A 20,560-nucleotide genomic window follows, 5' to 3' on the forward strand; every position below is an offset into this window, starting at 1 on the left:
TAGAAAATCGTCCACTCAATCGCCAGGATCACTCCGGCTTGGGCTTCGAGACCTTTGAGCGCTAACAATCCATTATCGTATAGCTTGCCTGACCTTGAAGACTCAACCTAGAGGAGAACACGGTTTTCCATAATATTTTTCATGCTGATATGGGATTTCGAGGGTCCCAGCTTCACCAGTGAATCCTGGAACTCGGCAAGCTCTTCAATGGACGCCGTCTGTACCTTGATCAGATAGTTATATTCACCGCTAATCCGATAGACATCCGTGACTTCGATGGCCTGTTCACAGAACTGAACCAACTCGTCGCAATGCTCTGTTTTGAGCAAAATAAACGTCGTGGTTCCACGGTTTAACTGGGCCAGATTATAGATCGTTGAATATCCCGATATCACTCCTCTTTCCTCCAGTTTCAGGATTCTTTCCTTAACCGAAGGTTGGGACATGTTAATTTCTTTGCTTATCTGTGCAATGGGCATGCGTGCATGATGTTGCAGCAAGCGCATAATCTGCTGATCGATCTCATCTATGATGTGTTCCATTCGCAAGGCCTCCGATTCAACACCTTATTTAATAAGGTTTTCTGTCTAAATAAACTAATAAATTATAGATGTTATCTCATTATATCCTTTGATATCATATGGTTCCAACGCGATATTGTCCCTATACTTTAGAATACAATCTGAAGAAGGAGCGATGTAATGTGAGTGTCATAGGACTTGCACATGTAGCCATTCAGGCTCGTAATTATGAAGATACTCTGGCGTTTTATACAAAAGTATTAGGATTCAAGGTAGGTCACTCCTGGAGTTTGCCTTCCTTCCACATTACCGAGGCATGTATGTTAATCTCTCCGGATCAACGCACCTGTATTGAGGTATTTGACCCAAAAGCCGTCATTCCCGCAGAGGGTGAACCTGCCACCTCGCCTGAAGCGGTCCGGCACGGCGCACTGTTACATTTCGCCTTTTACGTACATGATGTTGAAGACATCTATCAGCGAGCGCTCGCCCATGGAGCCAAGGCCTATGTTGAACCGGATTGGATATCGCTTGGCGAACCTGCACTTCGGGTTAAAAATGCGCTCGTCCACAGTCCGAATGGTGAAGTGATCGAATTCCTGGAAGAGGTTGATTTTGACCGATCCTTACCATCATCTATATGAAACACACAAACAGCCTGTTGCCTCGTCATCCTAGGCAGCAGGCTATTTTATTGTTGAATTTCCTTGGCAAGCATCAGCGTACGCACCTACCCTACTCTTGCTCTGCATTCCCCAGCGTATACTCGCGTAGCTTTCCTTCATAAACCAATTGTAATCGTTCACTCTGGCGAAAATCATCCGGTGTCACCAGCGCAGGCAGCTTGTTCCACAACTTGATGCCTGAACGCTGTAGAATCTCGGCTACAAATTGGGAGCAGAAGTAGGAGTTGCTAAACTCTACCGGCTCCTTGAGCGTAATACCAATCACGCCGAGCAGATTGTACATATATTTCTGGCGGCTGCGGATGAAGATGTGCAGCACACGTTTCATCTTTTCCACTTCACGATCCGTCACCTGAAGCTCGTATATGACACACGTGGTATTAGGATACTTGCTGTATGTACCTGTCTGAATATCTTCCTTCACAAACCCGCCGTTTAGCGGATTACTTGGATGTTTGCGACCGAAGCTGTACAGTTCGGATAATTCCTTGTCAAATGCGATTGATGCGTGATTATACGGCGCTCGAGTATAGCTCTGAATAACCTTGGTAAACAGCGTTCCTGTATTCGTAAGCAAAATATAGATGGAGCGTTCATCTGTCATAGCAAAATTTCCCCTTATCAAGTTGGCACTATTCCTTCATAATAACATAGGTGCCCTATAATGGAATCTTACTTTGAATAAGCAGGTGATCGGTACGTGAGCAGTTCACTCTTTACACTAACGTTAATCTTCACAGCTTTACTTGTGATACATATCGTCTACAAAGTTATTGCGAAGCTTCAACCAAGCAAAGATTATTCAGGTATCGGCCAAAAAATCAAAACCTGGTGGGGGATGTTTGTGATCTTCTGCCTCGCCACCCTTTTTAATCCCATCGTGTCCCTCATCTCTCTCATGGTGCTTGCATTCTTCTCACTCAAAGAATACTTCTCCATGATTCGCAGTACACGCAAAGCCGACCGCAGGCTGTTCCTATGGGCGTATCTGGCGATTCCGGTTCAGTTTTATTGGATCTACATTGGATGGTACGGCATGTTTATCGTGTTTATTCCACTATATGTGTTCCTGGTGCTTCCCTTGCCACGCCTGATTAATAAAGGTACGGTCGGGTTCCTGCGCAGTGTCAGCTCCACACAATGGGGACTGATGCTGATGGTCTTTGGGCTGAGCCACCTGGCCTATTTCCCGTTCGCCACACCGGAGTATGGGTCCAAGCTGGTACTGTTCCTGGTCGTGTTAACGCAGCTTAACGATGTGGTGCATTATCTGGTCTCTCTCTATCTGGGCAAACGAAAAGTGGTACCTACCGCCAATCCGTTCGTCACCTGGGAAGGGTTCGCGTGTGCGTTCATTGTAACAACAGCTACTTCTTATTTCATCCATCCCTACCTGACACCATTTGATTGGAAATTCTCGCTGTTCATCGGGGTGTTGATCAGTTTGGCTGGATTCTTCGGTAGTCTGACGGTGTCTGTACTGAAGCGTGATCTGTTAATCGGGGATGACAACAAGTTCGATTCGCTCAAAAAAAGCTACCTGAGCCGGGTCGACAGCCTGACCTATACCTCTCCGGTTATGTTCCACGTGGTCCGTTATTTCTTTGACTTTATGTAGCAACAGAAAGATTGACAATCTTGAAATCATACATGTCAAAAAAAGCAGCCCCAGTGGCTGCTTTTCCTGTTCAACAGGCTCCAGACTGAGCCTTCAAGAAGTATGTGCTATTTCAATGTAATTTCTTTCTCGGCCATGATTTCGTTTCCCTCATCATTGGTGAAGACAAATGTCGCTTTGCCGCGCTCACCCTTCATCTCATCGGAATAGATAAATCCGGAGAATTGTCCATTGCCGCTAAAGTAAAACCCCTCTTCGCCATTTCCACCATGTTCGATGGCTTCCTGTAGCGAATTCACAATGGTTACCGTATTAGATGTCCACCGCATCTCCGTTAGTGTATAGCCCTTCGGAACTTGTTTAATGCCAAAATCGAAGCTGTTGCCCTCGGTCGGTTTCTCCGACTGGTCAATGACGATATCAATCTGCTCAGACGGTTCAGTGGATTCCGATTGAGCCGTAGGCTTGCCCTCATCACCACTCGCACTACCTTGATCACTGTTATTCTTCGCATCCGCATTTGGAACAGAGCTTTCTCCAGCTTCCTCTACGGGTTGCTTCGATTGCGGATAGGCGTGCTCCTGAACGGATTCGTTATTATTTTTGGCACCACAGGCACTAACCAATAGCGAAATACAGAGCACAGACATGCAAAGTGCAGATTTCTTTATATTCATGTTCATCATCTCATTCTCCCTTCATTCATCATCTATAGCACACATATCGATTACACCACTTATTAATCACTACACCATATCGTTCCTCATGAAGCTCCATTATATGTAAATGATTTATAAATTCAGTATGTGACTGCATTTCAATGAATAAAAAAAGGGCTCTGTTCATGACACCATATACAGATGATTCTATTGATCAAACCCTGGCAGAACTAACACTTCTCCAATCCGGATGGCGTTATGCTCAAGTTTGTTCACTTTCTTGATGGCTTCTACATACACCCGAGTGTCCATCTGCTGAGGTTTATGTGCCAATGAAATGCCCCACAGTGTATCTCCCTGAGATACAACGATCCGGTCCCCTGATAACAATTGCTCATCCCCGGCAAACACGGTGAATACAGCGCTGCACCCTATGATTATAATTAGAGTTATGATGACGATCTTCAATAGCCAGGTTGGCGTCTTCAGACGCTGTAAGAACTGCTCTTTAACATAGATGGTGCGAGACTCGGATGTTTTGGTATAAACGGATTCATATATGCTTTTGTACGTAGAATATCTCATTCTAGTCGACCTCCAGACTTTCATTCCGCTAATCTTTAATTTCATGTTTACCTATGTATTTTTTTCCTATAACAATGAATTATCAATAATTCACTTTTTCGCTATATAGGCATCTTTGCCTAATTCGGCCCACCCTGGTAGGTCTATACTACCAGTCCACTCTAAACAAATTCTGAACAACCGAATTGCATTGGTATATCTAATGCAATCTTTCCAATATTCATGCCTGATTTTCGGCGATGCATGCTGCAACGTTTTTCTATAATAGGTTATAGATAAAGATTCTAATGAGGTAAGGACGTGCCCCCATGATTTCTGCTGATCTGAAGGAACAATATTACGAGGCGCTTGTGGCCAAAGATTCGGAATACGAGGGTTTATTCTATGTTGGAGTCCGAACCACGGGTGTGTTCTGTCGTCCCACATGCCCTGCGCGAAAGCCAAAATTCGAAAACTGTGAATTCTATGAGACGGCTCAGCAGGCACTTCTGGCCTCTTATCGCCCTTGCCAGCGCTGTCGCCCGCTATCTCACCCTAACCAAGTATCCGATGTCGTTCGCATATTAGTGGAAGCTGTGGAGAAAAATCCGGAGAAACGCTGGAAAGGACAGGATTTCAAGGCACTCTCCATCGATGAATCCACGGCACGCCGACAGTTTAAGAAGCGGTTCGGCATGACCTTTGTTGAATATGCTCGCGCTCGCCGCATGGGACTTGCCCTGAAAAATATTCGCTCCGGCCGCACCGTGATTGATAGCCAATTATCTACCGGATATGAATCAAGCAGCGGCTTCCGCGATGCCTTTTCACGGATCATGGGTGCTGCCCCTACACAAGTCGATGAAGGACATATCCTAAAAGCGTCCTGGATTGACACCCGCCTCGGCCCGATGATGGCCATTGCAGATGAAGAGGCGCTATATTTACTGGAATTTGTGGACCGCAGAGGTCTGGAGCGCGAAGTTGAGCGTCTGCGCAAACGAACTAAATCAGCTATCGTACCTGGTACTACAGCTCCCATACAGTCGATTGAGCGTGAACTAAACGAGTACTTTCAAGGTATTCGGACAGCATTCGACACGCCGTTGTTCTGTTTAGGAACACTATTTCAAAAACAGGTGTGGGAACAGCTAATGGCCATTCCGGCAGGTGAAACGAGGTCATATCAGGAGATTGCCAATGCACTCGGTAAACCGACTGCTTGCCGAGCCGTGGCACAGGCGAATGGGGCTAATCAGCTTGCGATTGTAATCCCATGTCACCGTGTAATCAATGCCAGTGGTGAACTAGGCGGATACGGCGGGGGATTAACTCGCAAGAACTGGCTTTTGACGCATGAGAAACAACAGGAACAGGGTAGCTGCGAATAACTTAATGAAGTCATAAAGTACGCATCAAATGTCCAAAGGAATGCATGATATAACAAAGGAGAGTCAACATAATATGAGTACCTTAGAAGAAAAAGCAGCGTTGTTCCAACAATACCATGTGAAAGGAAAACCACTTGTTCTCGTTAATGTGTGGGATGCCGGAAGTGCGCAAGCCATTCAATCGGCTGGAGCAACGGCCATTGCTACCGGAAGTTGGTCCGTTGCTGCGGCCCACGGTGAACACGACGGTGAAGCCATGTCATTCCATCTGGTGCTTGCCAATCTCGCACGGATTACAGCGAGCGTGGATCTGCCTGTAACGATCGATATAGAGGGAGGGTATGGGAGGTTGGTGTCAGAAGTGAAGCAAAGCGTCCTGCAAGTCATCGATCATGGTGCTGTAGGAATCAACATTGAAGATCAACTTCCCACCGGCTTGGGCTTGTACACTGTGGAGGAGCAATGTCCGAGACTGTCCGCCGCCCGGGAAGCTGCCGAGCAGGCAGGGATACCTTTGTTCATTAACGCCCGCACAGATATTTTTCTGCAACATGCACCCGAACACCATAACCAATCCCTGCTAGAGGAAACACTCATGCGTTCGAGCCGTTATGCAGATGCAGGGGCCAGCGGTCTGTTCGTACCAGGCTTACAGGATCACCAACTGATTCAAGAATTGTGTGAGCGTTCACCGCTACCAATTAACATCATGGTTACGTCCCCTGAGCCTTCACCGGAACAACTTGCCGCATTGGGTGTAGCACGCGTAAGCTATGGGCCTTATCCTTACCTGCAAGCTATGGAACACCTGAAAGAACTGGGGCGAAGTATTTTGCTGAGTAGTTCCGAATCGTCATAAGCGAACACCTATGGTATAATCACCCCTATTGAACACTAGGGCGTGTCTGGAAACTCCGAAGGTAGCAGATTTTGCCGAATTTTCGTTCCAAGCAAGGAAATTTTCCGCAGGCGTGCCGGGGCACGTCAAGGGAAAGTGACGCAGCAGGGGGCGAAAAGGAGGTAAAAGATGCACTTCAGCGAGTTTTCAAACACGACCTAACTAGGAGGCAATTATGCTTAACGTGGAACAAAAGCTTGAAGTGCTACAATCGTATCCCCAACTGCAACGCAAAGATGTATCTCTCGGTCGTGTTAATTTCCACTACGAGGATAGTGCGTATGATAAAAAAATTGTTGCTCTCCATATTCACCCTAACGGTAACGGTTATATCTATGCAGGGCTGCTGCCTGACTATGAGACCGATGCTAAAGGATTCGTCAATATTCGTGATTACTCCGAAGCAGATCTGCGCACCTTGTTAGATCAAACGATCCAAGCGATGTCTCACAATCCCGACGCAGTTGAATTCCAAGAGCCAGAACAAGTAAAAGCTGCTGCTCCTGCCTTGTCTACAACCTCTACAGGTGGCGGAACGTGGATTGATGAAGATGGACATACGCTGACTTTAAAATATGAAGATGACATGTGGTATGTGTATTCCGGCGATAATCTGGATATGGCTTTTGAAACGCGTAGCGAAGCTGGCGAGTATCTCCAAGACGAAGGATTCAAACCGCAAGCTCAGGCTTAACGTATACACATTCCTTGAATTGAACAACGATTGTTGGATAGGTATAATCAGTAGCCAGTAATCTAAGATGATACAAAAAAACACGAGGCGTGTTCGCACTCGTGTTTTTGGTATTACAGGAATTTTCGCATACTTTCATTAGCCCCGGTTCCTTCATATAACACTATGCTGTCAGTCTCTTTTGGATTTCATGGTAAGCGGCGCATTCTTCATCATCGGGTACGTAAACAGAAGTAGGGCACCACCTATGCATCCCAGAACGGTGAACAGTGTCATACGATTGATCCTAGCAATCCACAACATAAATTCACCAAGATCGCCTAATGTAATGATCAGCGTAATGACCAAAACAACCCCAAAGAACATAATGAAGAAGTTACGCAACCCCAATCGCATCCAACATACCGTTGGGAAGACAGACACTCCCAATACGAGAAAGCCACACATCAGATCGATCCACAGGTAGGATAAGAAATGATATTCGTTTGAATACAACATGCCTGGTTGATAGAGGGTAACTTCAACAATTCCTTTTTCCTGAAGCAGGTGTACGAGGAAATACACCACATGTAGAATGGCCATGGTACCTGCAACCATCCATACCGAGTTCATATAGAAGGATTTCATAAATTGAATTCGTGTACTGCCCATACCGATCGCAACCGGGAACAGTGTAATAATCCCCCCGATCGCAAACGTGCATATTCCTCCGTACATGGGGCCAAACAGTTGCGTGGTATACGAGACATCAAATACGATACCAATGGCCAGATATACAACGGTAAGCATTAGAGCGATGGATGTAAATATGATCAAATACAAACGCATATCATCCTGAATTAAACGATTGGTGCCTTTTACTGCATTCATGGTTTAACCCCCTCTTGTTTACGGGTCCTGTTAACCAAATAATCCTGTAATGTCGCTTTCTCAATGGAAAGCCCCTGTGCAGAAGCGATATCCTTCCACATTTTCGAGTAGGGCTCATCAATCATCACTTTCACAGTCGATCCCATCTGGGAAGACTCTATAACTTTAACATCTGCTGTCACTCGATTAACATCTTCAATTCTCCCTGTTAGAAGAACTCCTTTTTCGCGCATCTCTTCCATAGGTTGATTCAATAACACCTCTCCGGCTTGCAAAACGATAAGAGACTCACATAAAGGCTGAATCTCCTCAATATGATGGCTGGAGATCAGGATCAGACGTGGATTATCTTCATAACTTTCCAGTAACGCATTGTAGAAAAATTTACGCTTCTCCGCATCGAGCCCATTGGTGGGTTCATCCAGAATGGTTACCTTTGCATTACTGGCAAGACCTAATATAATCTGGGTGGCCGTCTTCATGCCTTTCGAAAATTTAATGATCTTTTTCTTCGCCGGTAGTTCGAACATATCAATTAAACGCTCCGCCAAATCCTGATTCCACTGCGGATGAAAATATGGCCCCATTTGAACCATATCACTAACCGTCCAGTTTTTCCCCAAGGGATGATTCTCCTGGATGTAACATAGATGCTCTTGAGCAGCCAGATTATTATAGGGATCTTGACCCATGATCTGAACGGTTCCACTGTCCGGTCGGTTATGCCCTGCGAGTATACTCATCAGTGTTGTTTTGCCCGCTCCATTTCTTCCCCAGATTGCACTAATGATCGGCTCACTCTCATGTAACGTAACCTGGTTCAGAACGGGTGTCTTCTGATAACTGTAGTTGACCTGCTCCATATGAATCATAACTCACTCTCCTTATCCTTCTTGCCGCGAATCAGATCAATAATCATGTCTTCATTCATGTGAATTCGTCTGGCTTCTTCAAGTAAAGGCTTGATGTATTCTTCATAAAAATCCTGCTTCCGTTCAATGAGCAAGGCTTCTCTTGCTCCCTTCGCAACAAACATTCCAACACCTCGCTGTTTGTATATAATCCCCTTGTCCACGAGTTCCTGCAGTCCTTTGCGTGCTGTAGCCGGATTGATATTATAGAAGCGTGACAGTTCATTGGTTGAGGGAACCTGTTCTTCCACCTTCAATCTGCCCTCCACAATATCGTCCATAATCATCGTGGCAATCTGATGAAAAATAGGCTGAGATTCATCCAAAGTCGATTTCATGTGCCTCCAACTTTCATACGTATTCATTAGTTAGTTAGTCGGTTAGTTACTCATGTAACTAACTATAGTATACAAAAACGCAAATGTAAATAGGCGAACTTTAATTCATCGTCTTTTCTACCTTGGCTCTGTTGTATTGATTAATAAGACCGTCCAGGACTACGGATTGCTGGATCACTTCAGGATGAAGCAGACTGTCGTATTCCATATGCATGCGATATAACAACTGTCTGGCATCTTCGATTCGTAACATCAAATCCAGGCGATCCATAATACCCCTCCTTTTTGTCATATTTTAGTGTATTATGCCAATCAAAAGCGCATATGAGATAAGACATACTTATTCTTCCACTTGGATACACACAAAAAAAGAACGCTTCTGAAATAAATCAGAAGCGTCCGTTGGTTCAGGCTTATGTCCCTAAACCGTGATCATTCGTTCGGTAGATTGAAGGGTCTGGGCTTCCCACAGTCGGGGAAGGAGCAGCAACAGGGATTACGATGCTCAACATGATACTACATGTAACTATCAGCAAAGCCAGCTTTCTCTTCATTGAGTTTCTGCACCTCACCAATCAAGATTTTGTATTGCTTTATAGCTGTGTCAGATGCGTAGTCCCTATATTGTTCAAACAATCCGACACCTCTAAGCATACCTCGTCCATCGCTAATTTCAATAGAAAATCTCAAGCTATGGAGAACGAAATCTAATCCCTCTGCAAACCTGTCTTTTTTAAGATAATATGTTCCTAATCCAGCTAAAAGACGAACGTATCGATCATCGGTAATTTGTTTGCTCACTTTCCCAATCCGATTGCTCTGTTCCTGATAAGTGAAGTACGATTCATACTGCTCAAGTACATGGTCTATATTCATATCATAGCGGTTAGCTGCCGTTACAATATCACAAAGCGCTGGAAATATCTCATTTTCCTTCGTCGAGATATATGCCAGATAAGCAGGTAATACCTCAAACTGTCCAGCCATTAATTGATATATATAACGATTACCCTCAGCCCATTCCTGAAATTGATGAATGACCACTTTTTCCTCAGGTTCAGGATTTTTCACCCAACTGTAATCAGTGTACAATGCAACATACTTCAGTGCCATTTCATAGTTGTTCAGATGAAAATGGGCACTTCCAGATGCTAAATAAGCATACATAATATAAAAAACGATAGGTCGTTTAGTTTCTTCTTGTTTTCTTCGACCATTCATCTCATAATGAATGGTTGCTTTTATCTTCAGTTTTTCTGATAGCTCTTGAACTTTGCTCCATCTGTGGAGTGATGCAAAAGCATTAATCAGTTCGTTAAGCGCATCCAACTGATAACGTTCATCCAACCGATCCACATAGTATTCAAACCGAGCTGCAATAATCAGATTCCGCTGCTGATCATTGGTAAGCCCCAACCTGAACAGTCGATACTGACAGAGTGCAAGCCGCTCGGAATGCTGCATTTTCTCGCTTTCAGCAATGTTCTCATATAGAAGGATGGCCGGTTTGAATTTACCCGCTTGATAGAATTCTTCAGCCACATCAAATAACAAAGGAATATAGGATAGATTATCCATCATCAGACGAATAACCTCTTCAATACAGTCCAGCTTGTCCAACTCGGCACAGCGATGAAGGAAAGGTCCTAATCTTCGCCAATCCGGGGTTGCATGCACAAAACACTCATCTATGTATAACTCATAGAAGGAACCTTCTTCCAGTCTCATGGCGGAAGTAATGCGATCCAACTGCTGCATGGCAATAGGCCGATTTTTATTCAAAATATTGCTCAGCGTACCCGAATTAATCCCTGACGTTTCCGAAAAATGACTAATGGACATCTGTTCACGCTTCAAATAACTTTCTAAATGATCGCGTATCGTGGTTGTCGGCTCCAAACGAACACCACCCTCCAAAATAAAAAACATATACAGGATTATCGGTATGCAAAAGTAATTATATGTAATTAAAAAGTATCGGTCAATATAATAATTTCAACTAATTTGTATTAATTACATTTTAATCCTTTAATTAAAATACAGGTCCCTATCCTTATTTTATATCGGAAACGCGCTCGGCATCAAACCTGAAAATAGACAAAAAACACGAGCCATCTACCGGCTCGTGCTCTCAACTGACTCATTAGTCAGTATGCTCACTATAACTTGCATTTAAGGCAGTATATTGCCTGCCGCACGATAAATTTCATACCACTCTGGACGAGTGAGATGAACATCTCCTGCTTTTACACAGTCTTGCAGACGTTCAATATTCATCGTGCCTGTCACAGGCTGCATCTGCGCAGGGTGACGAAGCAACCAAGCGATTGCAATCGTTGTATTGCTCACGTCATACTTCGCAGCAATCTCGTCGATCTTAGCGTTCAATTCTGGGAACTTGTCGCTACCCAGGAATACGCCTTCGAAGAATCCGTACTGGAACGGGGACCACGGCTGAATGGTGATATCATGCAGACGACAATAATCAAGAATGCTGCCATCACGGTTAACCGCAGCATCATTCTCCATATTCACGTTGATTCCACTGTCAATCATCGTAGTGTTGGTAATACTCATCTGCAACTGGTTGGCAACCAGTGGCTGTTTAACGTATTTTTTCAACAATTCGATCTGGTTCGGATTCTGGTTGGATACCCCGAAGTGACGCACTTTACCTTCGCGCTCCAGTTGATCAAAGGCTTCAGCCACTTCTTCTGGCTCAACCAAAGCATCCGGACGGTGCAGCAACAGAACGTCAAGATATTCCGTTTTCAGACGCTGCAGAATACCATCCACCGAATTCAGGATATGCTCTTTGGAGAAATCAAACATCCCTTTGCGAATACCGCATTTGGATTGAAGAATCATATTTTCACGAACTTGGGGATTCATCTGTACCGCTTCAGCGAAGATCTCCTCACATGTTCCTGTACCATATATGTCAGCATGGTCAAAGAAATTCGCCCCAACTTCCATTGCAGAACGAACAAAATGTTCAGCTTCTTTACCGTCTAGTGAATTAATCCGCATGCAACCCACAGCGACTACAGGTACTTCAAGTGTGCTGCTGCCCAATTTAATGGTTCTCAAGATGTTTTCCCTCCATATTCGAATATTATCGTGTATCTTACTTTTGATTGTGACACACATCTGCAATCGGTTTCAATAGATTTATTCTACATTTATATGGAGAAATGATAGGTTCTTGATTCCAGCCTATAATTATAAAAGAAGAAGTTATACTTCTTCCGGTACGATAACCTCAATATGCCTTGGTAAGACAGTGATATGAATAGGCAGAGCAGGACCTTCCTCACCATCTACATTCGTGCGAATGGCTTCGTCTGAGCGAACATGTACTTCTTTGGCTGTAAAATAGTCCACATCCTTATGCTCCTTCAGATTACCAAAAAACAGGGAAGTACCTAGTGTCAGGCTGTTGAACACACTGATGTTGCGAACAACAAAACAATGGATCAGACCATCGTCCACCTCAGCATCCGGTGACAACTTCTCGAATCCCCCAACCGAATTGGTCAGCGCCGCCAGAAAAAGAGGAGATTCTCCCTTCCAGATTTGGCCGTCATATTCAATGGTCAGTTGATTAGCTGGTGTATTCACCAGGTCTTTCAAGCCTTCCTTCAGGTACGCGAATGAACCCAGCTTCGACTTCTCTTCCGAGGATACAGAGAATAGAGCTTCTGCCAAAGAGCCTGCTGCCACCACGTTGGCAAATAGGCGATCATTGATTTTCCCGATATCCACGATATGGGTCTGATCCGAACGTAACTGCCGAATGGCCTCCTCCGGGTCGAGCGAGATATTCAGCGCACGCGCAAAATCATTCACCGTACCTAGCGGTACGATGCCCAATCGGGGACGATGATTCTGATCTATCATGCCATTAATCGTCTCATGCAGTGTACCATCGCCTCCGATGGAAATGACCAGATCACAGCCGTCCTTGCAGGCGTTCAGGCAATAGTCTACCGCATCACCTTCCCCGGCCGTCTCGTTAACAACCACTTCATACTGTTGTGACTCCAGAATTTCTCTAACTTGGGACACATACTGATCGGCCTCTTCCTTACCTGACGACGGATTGCTAATGATCATGGCTTGGCGCATACTCACATCTTCCCCTCCAAATTGGCATCTTCACTTCATCTTTACCCGTTTCAAGGGTGGGTTGAATAGGTTCTGTGGGGGATGTTCCATTTTTTTTGATAAACATGTCTCTGAAGAGTGCAGAGCAGGGTTTGTTTCATATAGAATAGAAGTATAGGAATATCCCTTACGAAATTTCCTGTTCCTTTTTCCTGTGGACGGGTTAATAACTATAGATGTGCTTTTGGTCGAATCTTCATATGTTACACTGTTCAATTTGCACGGAACACTCCGTGGGCAGAACAACCTTCCGTTATCGTGTAAATACGATACTTATCTAACTCAAGCTGTTCGATTATTTTATAATTCTAAAAATCGGAGGAAAAACATGCAATGAGAAGAATGACTCTACTATTTCTAGTATTCATCCTGAGTCTCGGGACATCGGGGCAAGCTATGGCTTACACGACTACAGACTTGGGCGAGGGCATTATTGAAGATCCTCTGCTTGAAGACGGACTGAAGCTAATTCTGAACAAACCTCTGGATGCTCCACTGACTTCATCTGATCTGGAGCAGCTTGAGGTGGTGGACCTGAGCAATGCAGGTATTCAAAGCCTTGCCGGTCTGGAATATGCCACCAATCTGACTCACCTCCGATTATATGGGAATGAGATTGAGGATCTCACACCGCTGAAGCACCTAACCCAGCTTCGCGAGATCGATGTTCGCAACAATTACATTACATCCATACAAGCACTTGCTGAATTGAAAGACTTGGGGCGGCTGTATATCAGCAACAATTCCATTTCATCCATAGAGGTTGTACGTGGGTTCAACCGATTACATACGTTCCACGCCAGCGGTAACCAGATTGCCAGTCTTGCAGCCCTCTCGGATGCGGATGCACTGAAGTGGCTTGAGATTTCAAACAATACCATTAGTGATCTGACACCGCTCATGGGTAAGACCCGGCTCCAACAACTCAATGTAGCAAACAACCAGATTCAGAAGCTGGAAGCACTGGCTGAACTGCCAAATACGCTGCGGAATCTGAATGTAGCAGGCAATCACATCACGGACCTGACACCACTAGAGCACATGACACGGCTTCGGACACTTGATATCTCTGGTAACCAATTACAACACCTCAAGGGAATTGAGAGACTGACTGGTCTGAAGGAGCTGAATGCAGAATCCAATCAGATCTATAATCTGGAACCTCTTCGGCAACTATCCAGCTTGGACGTATTAAAATTATCCAACAACCGGGTGTGGGACCTGACACCGATTGCTGGTTTTACGTTTACCCGTGATCAGTCAGCGACAAATGCTATACAGGATATCTCGGCGTCCACTTCGTTATCCTCCAGTATTCAGACATCTGTCTCCGAGGTTGAACCTGCGGGACTTACCGTGCAGAATAACTATCTGGATGTCACAAGTGGCAGTCAGACGATGCAGCTTCTGAACCGTATGAATGTGCGGGAGCAGAAACGGACGCCGCAGGGCAGCTTCCAGCGTCTGATTGAAGGGTCTACCACTGCTTATGTAGGAGATCGCTCTTATGCACTGGATGCTGCGCCTTTTATCGATGAAGGGCGGACCTATGTGCCTCTGCGTTTTGTCTCGGAGCAGTTAAACGCCAGTGTGAACTGGAACAGCGGTACGCGCGAAGCGGTGATCACACAGAATGACAAGACGATTCGCTGGACTGTAGGCAACAAACAAGTTGTCGTGAACGACGCGCTTGCAATCCATGATGCTCCTCTATTGATGAAAAATGGCAAAGCATTTGTTCCGGTTCGCTTTATTTCGGAGCAATTCAATACCTCTGTTGGTTACATCGGAAGCAGCAAAACGATTCTGATTTTTGAAAATAAAGAGCTTGGTGAGAGTGTACAGCCTTAAGTCGTGTCTTACGATCAATCCCAGCCATAAGAGAAACACAGCGAAGTCCCCGTTTGAACAATCAGCGGGGACTTCGCTGTGTTATGACAGTAGTGCTACGACATTGGATAGTGGTATATGGATAGAATCAGTCATAAGTAAATGCACCATACCATCTGTCTATATGGGCATAATCTTGTAACGCTCTATCTCGGATTAGGGCAAATTTTACACGGTTTAGCATATCTTCTTTTGCCGCGAGAGTTGTTATACTGAACGTACTATCTATGACAGCTGGAGTTCAAGCGAGGAGGAAATTCATATGACATTCACGTTCACTGGTTATTCAACAACCCAAGGTAGCCCATGGAAAGAGTTATCTTTTGCGTCGACAAATGAAAGCGCTAACTTAAAACTCACGGGTGAGCAACACCAGCTTGTGGAAGGGTTTGGCGGCTGTTTCAACGAGCTTGGTTATATTGCTCTATCGCACTTGAGCGAGGAGCAGCGCCATGAGGTATTTCATTCCCTCTTCCATCCGGAGGGTGAGCACAAGTTTAACATCTGCCGCCTGCCCATAGGCGCAAGTGATTATGCAGAGCAGTGGTACAGCCACAACGAGGTGGATGGTGACGTGGCCATGGAACATTTTTCGATCGAACGTGATTTCAAATATCTGATTCCCTACATCAAGGAAGCCCTGAGTTATAACCCGAACCTGCAATTCTTCGCCTCCCCTTGGAGCCCGCCAACATGGATGAAGTCGCCAAAAGCCTATAACTACGGCACACTTCGTTGGGAAAAAGATATTCTGGAGGCCTACGCCCTGTATTTCGTAAAATTCGTACAGGCTTACCGTGACGCAGGTATTACCATCCATCAGGTGCATGTGCAGAACGAAGTCATTGCAGATCAGAAATTCCCTTCTTGCATGTGGACAGGCGAGCAGCTTCGTGAGTTTATCGCCGATTATCTGGGCCCGGCTTTTGACAAACACGGTCTGGATACGGAAATCTGGCTGGGAACGATCAACGCCCCTGATCCATGGGAAGAATTGATCAAGAAAAAAACAAATGACTTCGACGAGTATGCCGGGCTTGTCCTGAGTGATCCAAAGGCCTATTCCTATATCAAAGGTGTTGGGTATCAATGGGCTGGCAAAAATGCCATTCAACGTACCGCGGCAAGTTATCCGGAGCTACGTTATATGCAGACCGAGAACGAATGCGGCGATGGCAACAACTCATGGAACTACGCCAAATATGTATATAATCTCTATCAACATTACTTCAGCAACGGAGTGAATGCGTACATCTACTGGAACATGGTTCTGGAACCCAAAGGCCGCAGCACATGGGGCTGGGAGCAGAACTCCATGATCACCGTAGATCCGGACAATAAGGAGGTTACTCGAAACCCGGAGTATTATGTGATGAAACACTTCGCACATCATGTGGTCCCTGGTGCTAGAAGAGTCGGCCTGTCTGGGGCCTGGAGCGGTAAATCCGTCGCTTTCCGCAACCCGGATAACAGTCTCGTCATTGTGATCAATAATCCATTCCAGGACCGTCGCAACTTACATCTGGCATATGAAGGGCAGACCCTCCGGCTCGAGCTGGAGGCAGATTCCTTCAACAGCATGGTTATTCAACCGAAATAACAAACTACAGTTGAAACAAAGCATCCTCACACCAATAGCGCCATATTCCCATGCTTAACATGCGGAACAGGCGCTTTTGGTGTTATATAATAACGAATTCACAAGGGAAACTCAGACTCGTCAAAATGCACGCTTAAGGGTTGTTCGCCAGATAATTTCTCAACCATTGCAGCGCTGGACGTTCTGTACCGTTGCTATTGACCAGATGTGAACCGTTCACCCATGTTTGGTTCTGGTTGTAGCCCCACAGTGTTACACCTTTAACAGCAGCATGCTTCCACAGTACAGGGAATTTCTGCTGATAGCGCTGCAACTGTGTATTATCGTCGCCCGTCATATCCAGTTCGGATACATAGACCGGCAGACCTGTCGCAGCCAGCTTATTCAGTACTGTGTTCATCGTGCTGACAGAGACGTTGTCCATATTGAAGTAATGCGCTTGGATACCAATACCATCCACTAGGCCTCTGTTTTTCAGAAGGTTAATAATCTGGATATATTGGTCCGCTTTAGCCGGATCACCGATAATACCATATTCATTGATCAGCAATTTCGCGTTCGGAAAAGCTTGTCTCGCCTGCTGGAATGACCAAATGACCCAATCCCAGCCAGTGGCTCCATCTCCACCGATCGCGTTGCGATAAGAAGGCTTGGCATGAAGCGGCTCATTAACGACATCCACATATGCTGCCTTGGAATACCGTTGTCCTGCGGCCTGAATCCATTGTGTCACTTCAGCCTTCTGATCTGCGGCAGAGAGACTGTTAATCCAATTTGGCTGCTGATTTCCCCATACGAGCGTATGGAACTTGAACGGGAATCCATTGTTGTTAGCATAATTGTATGCCATATCTGCCTGACCCCAGTTCATCACGTTACGTGTACCTTCCACAGCATCCCACTTGGTGGAATTCTCTGGAGTAACCTGGTTCCAGTAAGGACTAAAATTAGAAGGAACCTGGCTAGCTATAATATTGCCCAAAAATTTGCTACCTTTCGCCAAACCAGCACTCACACTGCCCACCGCAACTGAAGCCGCGAGAACCCCTACCAATGCCAGTGAGCCGACTGTCTTAAACCACTTGGACTTAATCAAATGATTTTCCTCCTTTAAATTTATTTTTGTTAAGCGCTTACAAAAATCATTTTACTGGATAATTTTGGTTTTAAAAACCTGTCAAATTATAGTATTTTATTGAAAAAAAAATAGAACTTTGTGTTTTTGATGCTGTCTATAAGCCCACTCTAAATCGAACATGACTCTTACATTGGAGTTTACATTTACCACATGTTTATCTAGTATAAAATGATACATATCTTTACATACACTAGATAACAAGGGAGATTACAACATGCGCAAAATTTCAACAAAACGTTTCGCCGGATGGCCCTTATCATTCCTCTTATGTGCCTCCATTTTGTTCGCCCCTTTCGCTTCTACTCCAGCTCAGGCTGCTGAGGCAGACAAGGAAACCAAGATCACGTTGCTGGGTACATCGGATATTCATGGCCGATTTATGCCTTGGGACTATGCTCTGGACGGTCCAAACCCAACCGGCAGCATGACGCAGCTCTATACCATTGTAAAAAAAGTGCGTGCTGAGAATCCCAATACGATTCTGCTGGACGCAGGGGACATGATTCAGGATAACTCCGCTGAGTTATTCAATGATCAACCTCAATCTCCCATGATGGTTGCGATGAATGAAATGAAATATGACGCATGGGTTATGGGTAACCACGAGTTTAACTTTGGACTGGACGTACTGGAGAAGATCTCTTCCCAATTCAATGGACAGCCTCTCGTAGGTAACATTTTCAAAGAAAACGGCGACCGCTACATGCCTGCCTATACGATAATTGAGAAAGACGGAATCAAAGTAGGTGTCATTGGAATGAACACACCGATGATTACCGAATTTGAGAAAGGTACCGATCACCTGGACGGTATCATCGTCAAAGATCCTGTGGAAGAGACCAAGAAGGCCATTACCGAGCTGAAAGGCAAAGTGGATGTTATGGTTGGACTCATGCATATGGGATTGGATAACGAGAACGGAAATCCGGGAACCGGAGTCACAGATATCGCCAACGCCAACCCGGAGCTGGCTGCCATTTTTGCCGGACACATGCATACCTTGATTGAATCCCAAACGGTTAACGGTGTATTGATCTCCGAACCGAATAAATATGGCTCACATATTTCGCGAATCGACCTTACATTTGAAAAAGACGGCGACAAAGTTGTGCTGAAAAGCAAGGAAGCTCAAGCACTCGCCGTAAAAGCAGCCGACGGAACGTACGAAGTCTCCGATCCTGCGCTGGAAGAGACATTGCATCCATTCCACGAGTTCGCTCGTGCCGATGCTAACATTGAAGTGGCTGAACTGAAAGGAACGAACCTGGTGCCTGCCGATGAGATTAAGGGTATCCCTGCTGTGCAGATCCAGGAAACACCTTTGTCTGACTTTTTCACCGAAGTGATGTTGCATTACAGTGACGCCGATGTGGTCGCGCACCAGATTGATAACGACAAAGCCAAGCTGGATGTAGGCCCGATCAAGAAAAAGGATATTGCGTTCAACTACCAATATACCTTTGGTGAAGTAACTGTGTATGAAGTAACCGGACGCGATCTGATGGATTATATGGAGTGGTCTGCGGGATACTTCAACTCCACACGCCCAGGCGATGTGACCGTCAGCTTTGATCCGAAACGGCGTGCTTCCAAATACAGCACCGATGATTTCTTCGGCGGCGTAACGTATGAGATTGACCTGACCAAGCCATACGGCAGTCGGATTACGAATCTCAAGTACAGCAACGGTGAGGCCGTAAAAGAAGACGATACATTGAAGCTCGGTATGAATGCCTATCGGATGGAAGCGCTGATTGCCAAAGGCGGTGCCATGGAAGGGCGTAAGTTCAAGCAACTCTGGTCCTCGAAGGATGCCTCGGCGTTCGGTGAGATCCAAGGTACGATTCGCAACCTGTCCATCGCCTATCTGAAAGATGTTATGAAAGGTGTCTACGAACCGAAGATTCAGCACAACTGGAAAATCACCGGCGTAGACCTGACTGCACCAGAACGCGCAGATGTAGTGGAGTTGATTAACGATGGCATCATGTCTGTGCCAACAACGGAAGATGGCAAGTACACCAACATTGCCTCCATTAACATTTTGGATGCGGTGACGCAAGAAGAGATTGATGCACTTTCTGCCAAAGCAGGCGTGAATACATCAAAATTCGCAGGTGTGAAAACCAAGGGAGCATTCTATCAACAGTTGAACAAGGCTCGCAAAACGGCAACAGGTGGTGATGGTGGTACGACAACACCTAAACCTGAGAAACCGACAACACCAACTGTACCTAAACCAACACCGACTCCGGGCACGTCGAAACCTGACAAACCCTCAACTCCAAACACTGGTAAACCGGGTAGCGTCACCAAAGGTAAACAAGCCAAGGTTACAGCGGCTTACCTGAACGTACGCGCTGGCGCTTCATCCAAAGCCAAGGTCATTGCTGCGGTACCGAAAGGCACCCTGCTTGAGGTGATTAGCACAGACAAGTATGGCTGGGTAAAAGTGAAGCTTGATGGACGTGTAGCATTTGTATACGGAAAATATGTGAGCATTTTGAAATAGATATAATGGTTATGCACCACGCTTAACGAAAAAAAGGGCGATTCTCCCATGGAAATCATGGTCGGGATCGCCCTTTGCTATGTTAACGAATGGTTATACGTAT

20 protein-coding genes are annotated in these 20,560 nt (G+C 45.4%); 8 read left to right on the forward strand and 12 right to left on the reverse strand.

The genetic code is table 11. The features are described 5' to 3' along the window. Positions 1 to 107: 107 nt before the first annotated feature. On the reverse strand, positions 108 to 542 hold the full coding sequence (locus NKT06_RS30750; protein WP_253442021.1) for an Lrp/AsnC family transcriptional regulator: 435 nt from the start codon (positions 540 to 542) through the stop codon (positions 108 to 110). Between the two features lie 161 nt (positions 543 to 703). Between NKT06_RS30750 and NKT06_RS30755 the strand changes: the two genes are divergently transcribed. Further along, positions 704 to 1,165 (forward strand): VOC family protein, encoded by a 462-nt coding sequence (locus NKT06_RS30755; RefSeq protein ID WP_253442023.1) that lies wholly within the window; start codon positions 704 to 706, stop codon positions 1,163 to 1,165. 91 nt (positions 1,166 to 1,256) lie between these two features. Here the strand turns inward: NKT06_RS30755 and NKT06_RS30760 are convergent, their stop codons facing one another. Continuing rightward, positions 1,257 to 1,811 carry a hypothetical protein gene (locus NKT06_RS30760; protein ID WP_253442025.1) on the reverse strand — a complete coding sequence of 185 codons (555 nt, stop codon included), beginning with the start codon at positions 1,809 to 1,811 and terminating at the stop codon, positions 1,257 to 1,259. A gap of 96 nt (positions 1,812 to 1,907) precedes the next feature. Here NKT06_RS30760 and NKT06_RS30765 point away from each other — a divergent pair, with 96 nt between their 5' ends. Continuing rightward, entirely contained in the window at positions 1,908 to 2,825 is a 918-nt protein-coding gene (locus NKT06_RS30765) for a phosphatidate cytidylyltransferase (RefSeq protein WP_124116831.1), read from the forward strand. Between the two features lie 107 nt (positions 2,826 to 2,932). On the opposite strand, the gene NKT06_RS30770 is transcribed toward NKT06_RS30765, so the two are convergent. Further along, positions 2,933 to 3,502 carry a hypothetical protein gene (locus NKT06_RS30770; protein ID WP_253442027.1) on the reverse strand — a complete coding sequence of 190 codons (570 nt, stop codon included), beginning with the start codon at positions 3,500 to 3,502 and terminating at the stop codon, positions 2,933 to 2,935. A gap of 189 nt (positions 3,503 to 3,691) precedes the next feature. Next, positions 3,692 to 4,069 carry a LysM peptidoglycan-binding domain-containing protein gene (locus tag NKT06_RS30775; RefSeq protein ID WP_253442028.1) on the reverse strand — a complete coding sequence of 126 codons (378 nt, stop codon included), beginning with the start codon at positions 4,067 to 4,069 and terminating at the stop codon, positions 3,692 to 3,694. A gap of 308 nt (positions 4,070 to 4,377) precedes the next feature. Between NKT06_RS30775 and NKT06_RS30780 the strand changes: the two genes are divergently transcribed. The 3 genes from NKT06_RS30780 to NKT06_RS30790 all read left to right on the forward strand — a co-directional run bounded on the left by NKT06_RS30780 (position 4,378) and on the right by NKT06_RS30790 (position 7,031). Next, a complete protein-coding gene (locus NKT06_RS30780) occupies positions 4,378 to 5,439 on the forward strand; it encodes a bifunctional transcriptional activator/DNA repair enzyme AdaA (protein ID WP_253442030.1) in 1,062 nt (353 codons plus the stop codon). 73 nt (positions 5,440 to 5,512) lie between these two features. Beyond that, complete coding sequence (locus tag NKT06_RS30785) at positions 5,513 to 6,298, forward strand: isocitrate lyase/PEP mutase family protein (protein WP_253442032.1); 786 nt, start codon at positions 5,513 to 5,515, stop codon at positions 6,296 to 6,298. 214 nt (positions 6,299 to 6,512) lie between these two features. Next, positions 6,513 to 7,031, forward strand: a complete 519-nt coding sequence (locus tag NKT06_RS30790; protein WP_253442034.1) for a hypothetical protein — start codon at positions 6,513 to 6,515, stop codon at positions 7,029 to 7,031. A gap of 171 nt (positions 7,032 to 7,202) precedes the next feature. On the opposite strand, the gene NKT06_RS30795 is transcribed toward NKT06_RS30790, so the two are convergent. The 7 genes from NKT06_RS30795 to NKT06_RS30825 form a co-directional block, all read right to left on the reverse strand. Continuing rightward, positions 7,203 to 7,901 carry a hypothetical protein gene (locus NKT06_RS30795; RefSeq protein ID WP_253442036.1) on the reverse strand — a complete coding sequence of 233 codons (699 nt, stop codon included), beginning with the start codon at positions 7,899 to 7,901 and terminating at the stop codon, positions 7,203 to 7,205. Beyond that, positions 7,898 to 8,773 carry an ATP-binding cassette domain-containing protein gene (locus NKT06_RS30800; RefSeq protein WP_253442038.1) on the reverse strand — a complete coding sequence of 292 codons (876 nt, stop codon included), beginning with the start codon at positions 8,771 to 8,773 and terminating at the stop codon, positions 7,898 to 7,900. The genes NKT06_RS30795 and NKT06_RS30800 overlap by 4 nt, the downstream gene beginning before the upstream one ends. Further along, positions 8,770 to 9,150: a GntR family transcriptional regulator gene (locus NKT06_RS30805; protein WP_253442045.1), complete on the reverse strand. Its 381-nt coding sequence runs from the start codon at positions 9,148 to 9,150 to the stop codon at positions 8,770 to 8,772. The genes NKT06_RS30800 and NKT06_RS30805 overlap by 4 nt, the downstream gene beginning before the upstream one ends. 100 nt (positions 9,151 to 9,250) lie before the next feature. Further along, the gene (locus NKT06_RS30810; RefSeq protein WP_253442047.1) at positions 9,251 to 9,421 is read right to left on the reverse strand and encodes an aspartyl-phosphate phosphatase Spo0E family protein; all 171 of its coding nucleotides are present in this window, start codon (positions 9,419 to 9,421) and stop codon (positions 9,251 to 9,253) included. Positions 9,422 to 9,666: 245 nt separating this feature from the next. Then, positions 9,667 to 11,049, reverse strand: a complete 1,383-nt coding sequence (locus NKT06_RS30815) for a transcriptional regulator (protein WP_253442049.1) — start codon at positions 11,047 to 11,049, stop codon at positions 9,667 to 9,669. A 273-nt stretch (positions 11,050 to 11,322) separates the two neighbouring features. After that, the gene (locus NKT06_RS30820; protein ID WP_253442051.1) at positions 11,323 to 12,240 is read right to left on the reverse strand and encodes an aldo/keto reductase; all 918 of its coding nucleotides are present in this window, start codon (positions 12,238 to 12,240) and stop codon (positions 11,323 to 11,325) included. A gap of 147 nt (positions 12,241 to 12,387) precedes the next feature. After that, positions 12,388 to 13,278 carry a diacylglycerol/lipid kinase family protein gene (locus NKT06_RS30825; RefSeq protein WP_253442937.1) on the reverse strand — a complete coding sequence of 297 codons (891 nt, stop codon included), beginning with the start codon at positions 13,276 to 13,278 and terminating at the stop codon, positions 12,388 to 12,390. Positions 13,279 to 13,650: 372 nt separating this feature from the next. Here NKT06_RS30825 and NKT06_RS30830 point away from each other — a divergent pair, with 372 nt between their 5' ends. Together NKT06_RS30830 and NKT06_RS30835 are read left to right on the forward strand one after the other, a co-directional pair. Then, positions 13,651 to 15,168, forward strand: coding sequence for a leucine-rich repeat domain-containing protein (locus NKT06_RS30830; RefSeq protein WP_253442053.1), 1,518 nt, complete (start codon positions 13,651 to 13,653; stop codon positions 15,166 to 15,168). Between the two features lie 301 nt (positions 15,169 to 15,469). After that, positions 15,470 to 16,807 (forward strand): glycoside hydrolase family 30 protein, encoded by a 1,338-nt coding sequence (locus NKT06_RS30835; protein WP_253442055.1) that lies wholly within the window; start codon positions 15,470 to 15,472, stop codon positions 16,805 to 16,807. Between the two features lie 133 nt (positions 16,808 to 16,940). Here the strand turns inward: NKT06_RS30835 and NKT06_RS30840 are convergent, their stop codons facing one another. After that, entirely contained in the window at positions 16,941 to 17,903 is a 963-nt protein-coding gene (locus NKT06_RS30840; protein WP_253442057.1) for an endo-1,4-beta-xylanase, read from the reverse strand. A gap of 256 nt (positions 17,904 to 18,159) precedes the next feature. On the opposite strand from NKT06_RS30840, the gene NKT06_RS30845 reads away from it, so the two are divergent. Beyond that, positions 18,160 to 20,457 carry a 5'-nucleotidase C-terminal domain-containing protein gene (locus NKT06_RS30845; protein WP_253442059.1) on the forward strand — a complete coding sequence of 766 codons (2,298 nt, stop codon included), beginning with the start codon at positions 18,160 to 18,162 and terminating at the stop codon, positions 20,455 to 20,457. The last annotated feature ends 103 nt before the right edge of the window (positions 20,458 to 20,560 follow it).

Source organism: Paenibacillus sp. 1781tsa1 (assembly GCF_024159265.1).
Classification (GTDB): domain Bacteria; phylum Bacillota; class Bacilli; order Paenibacillales; family Paenibacillaceae; genus Paenibacillus.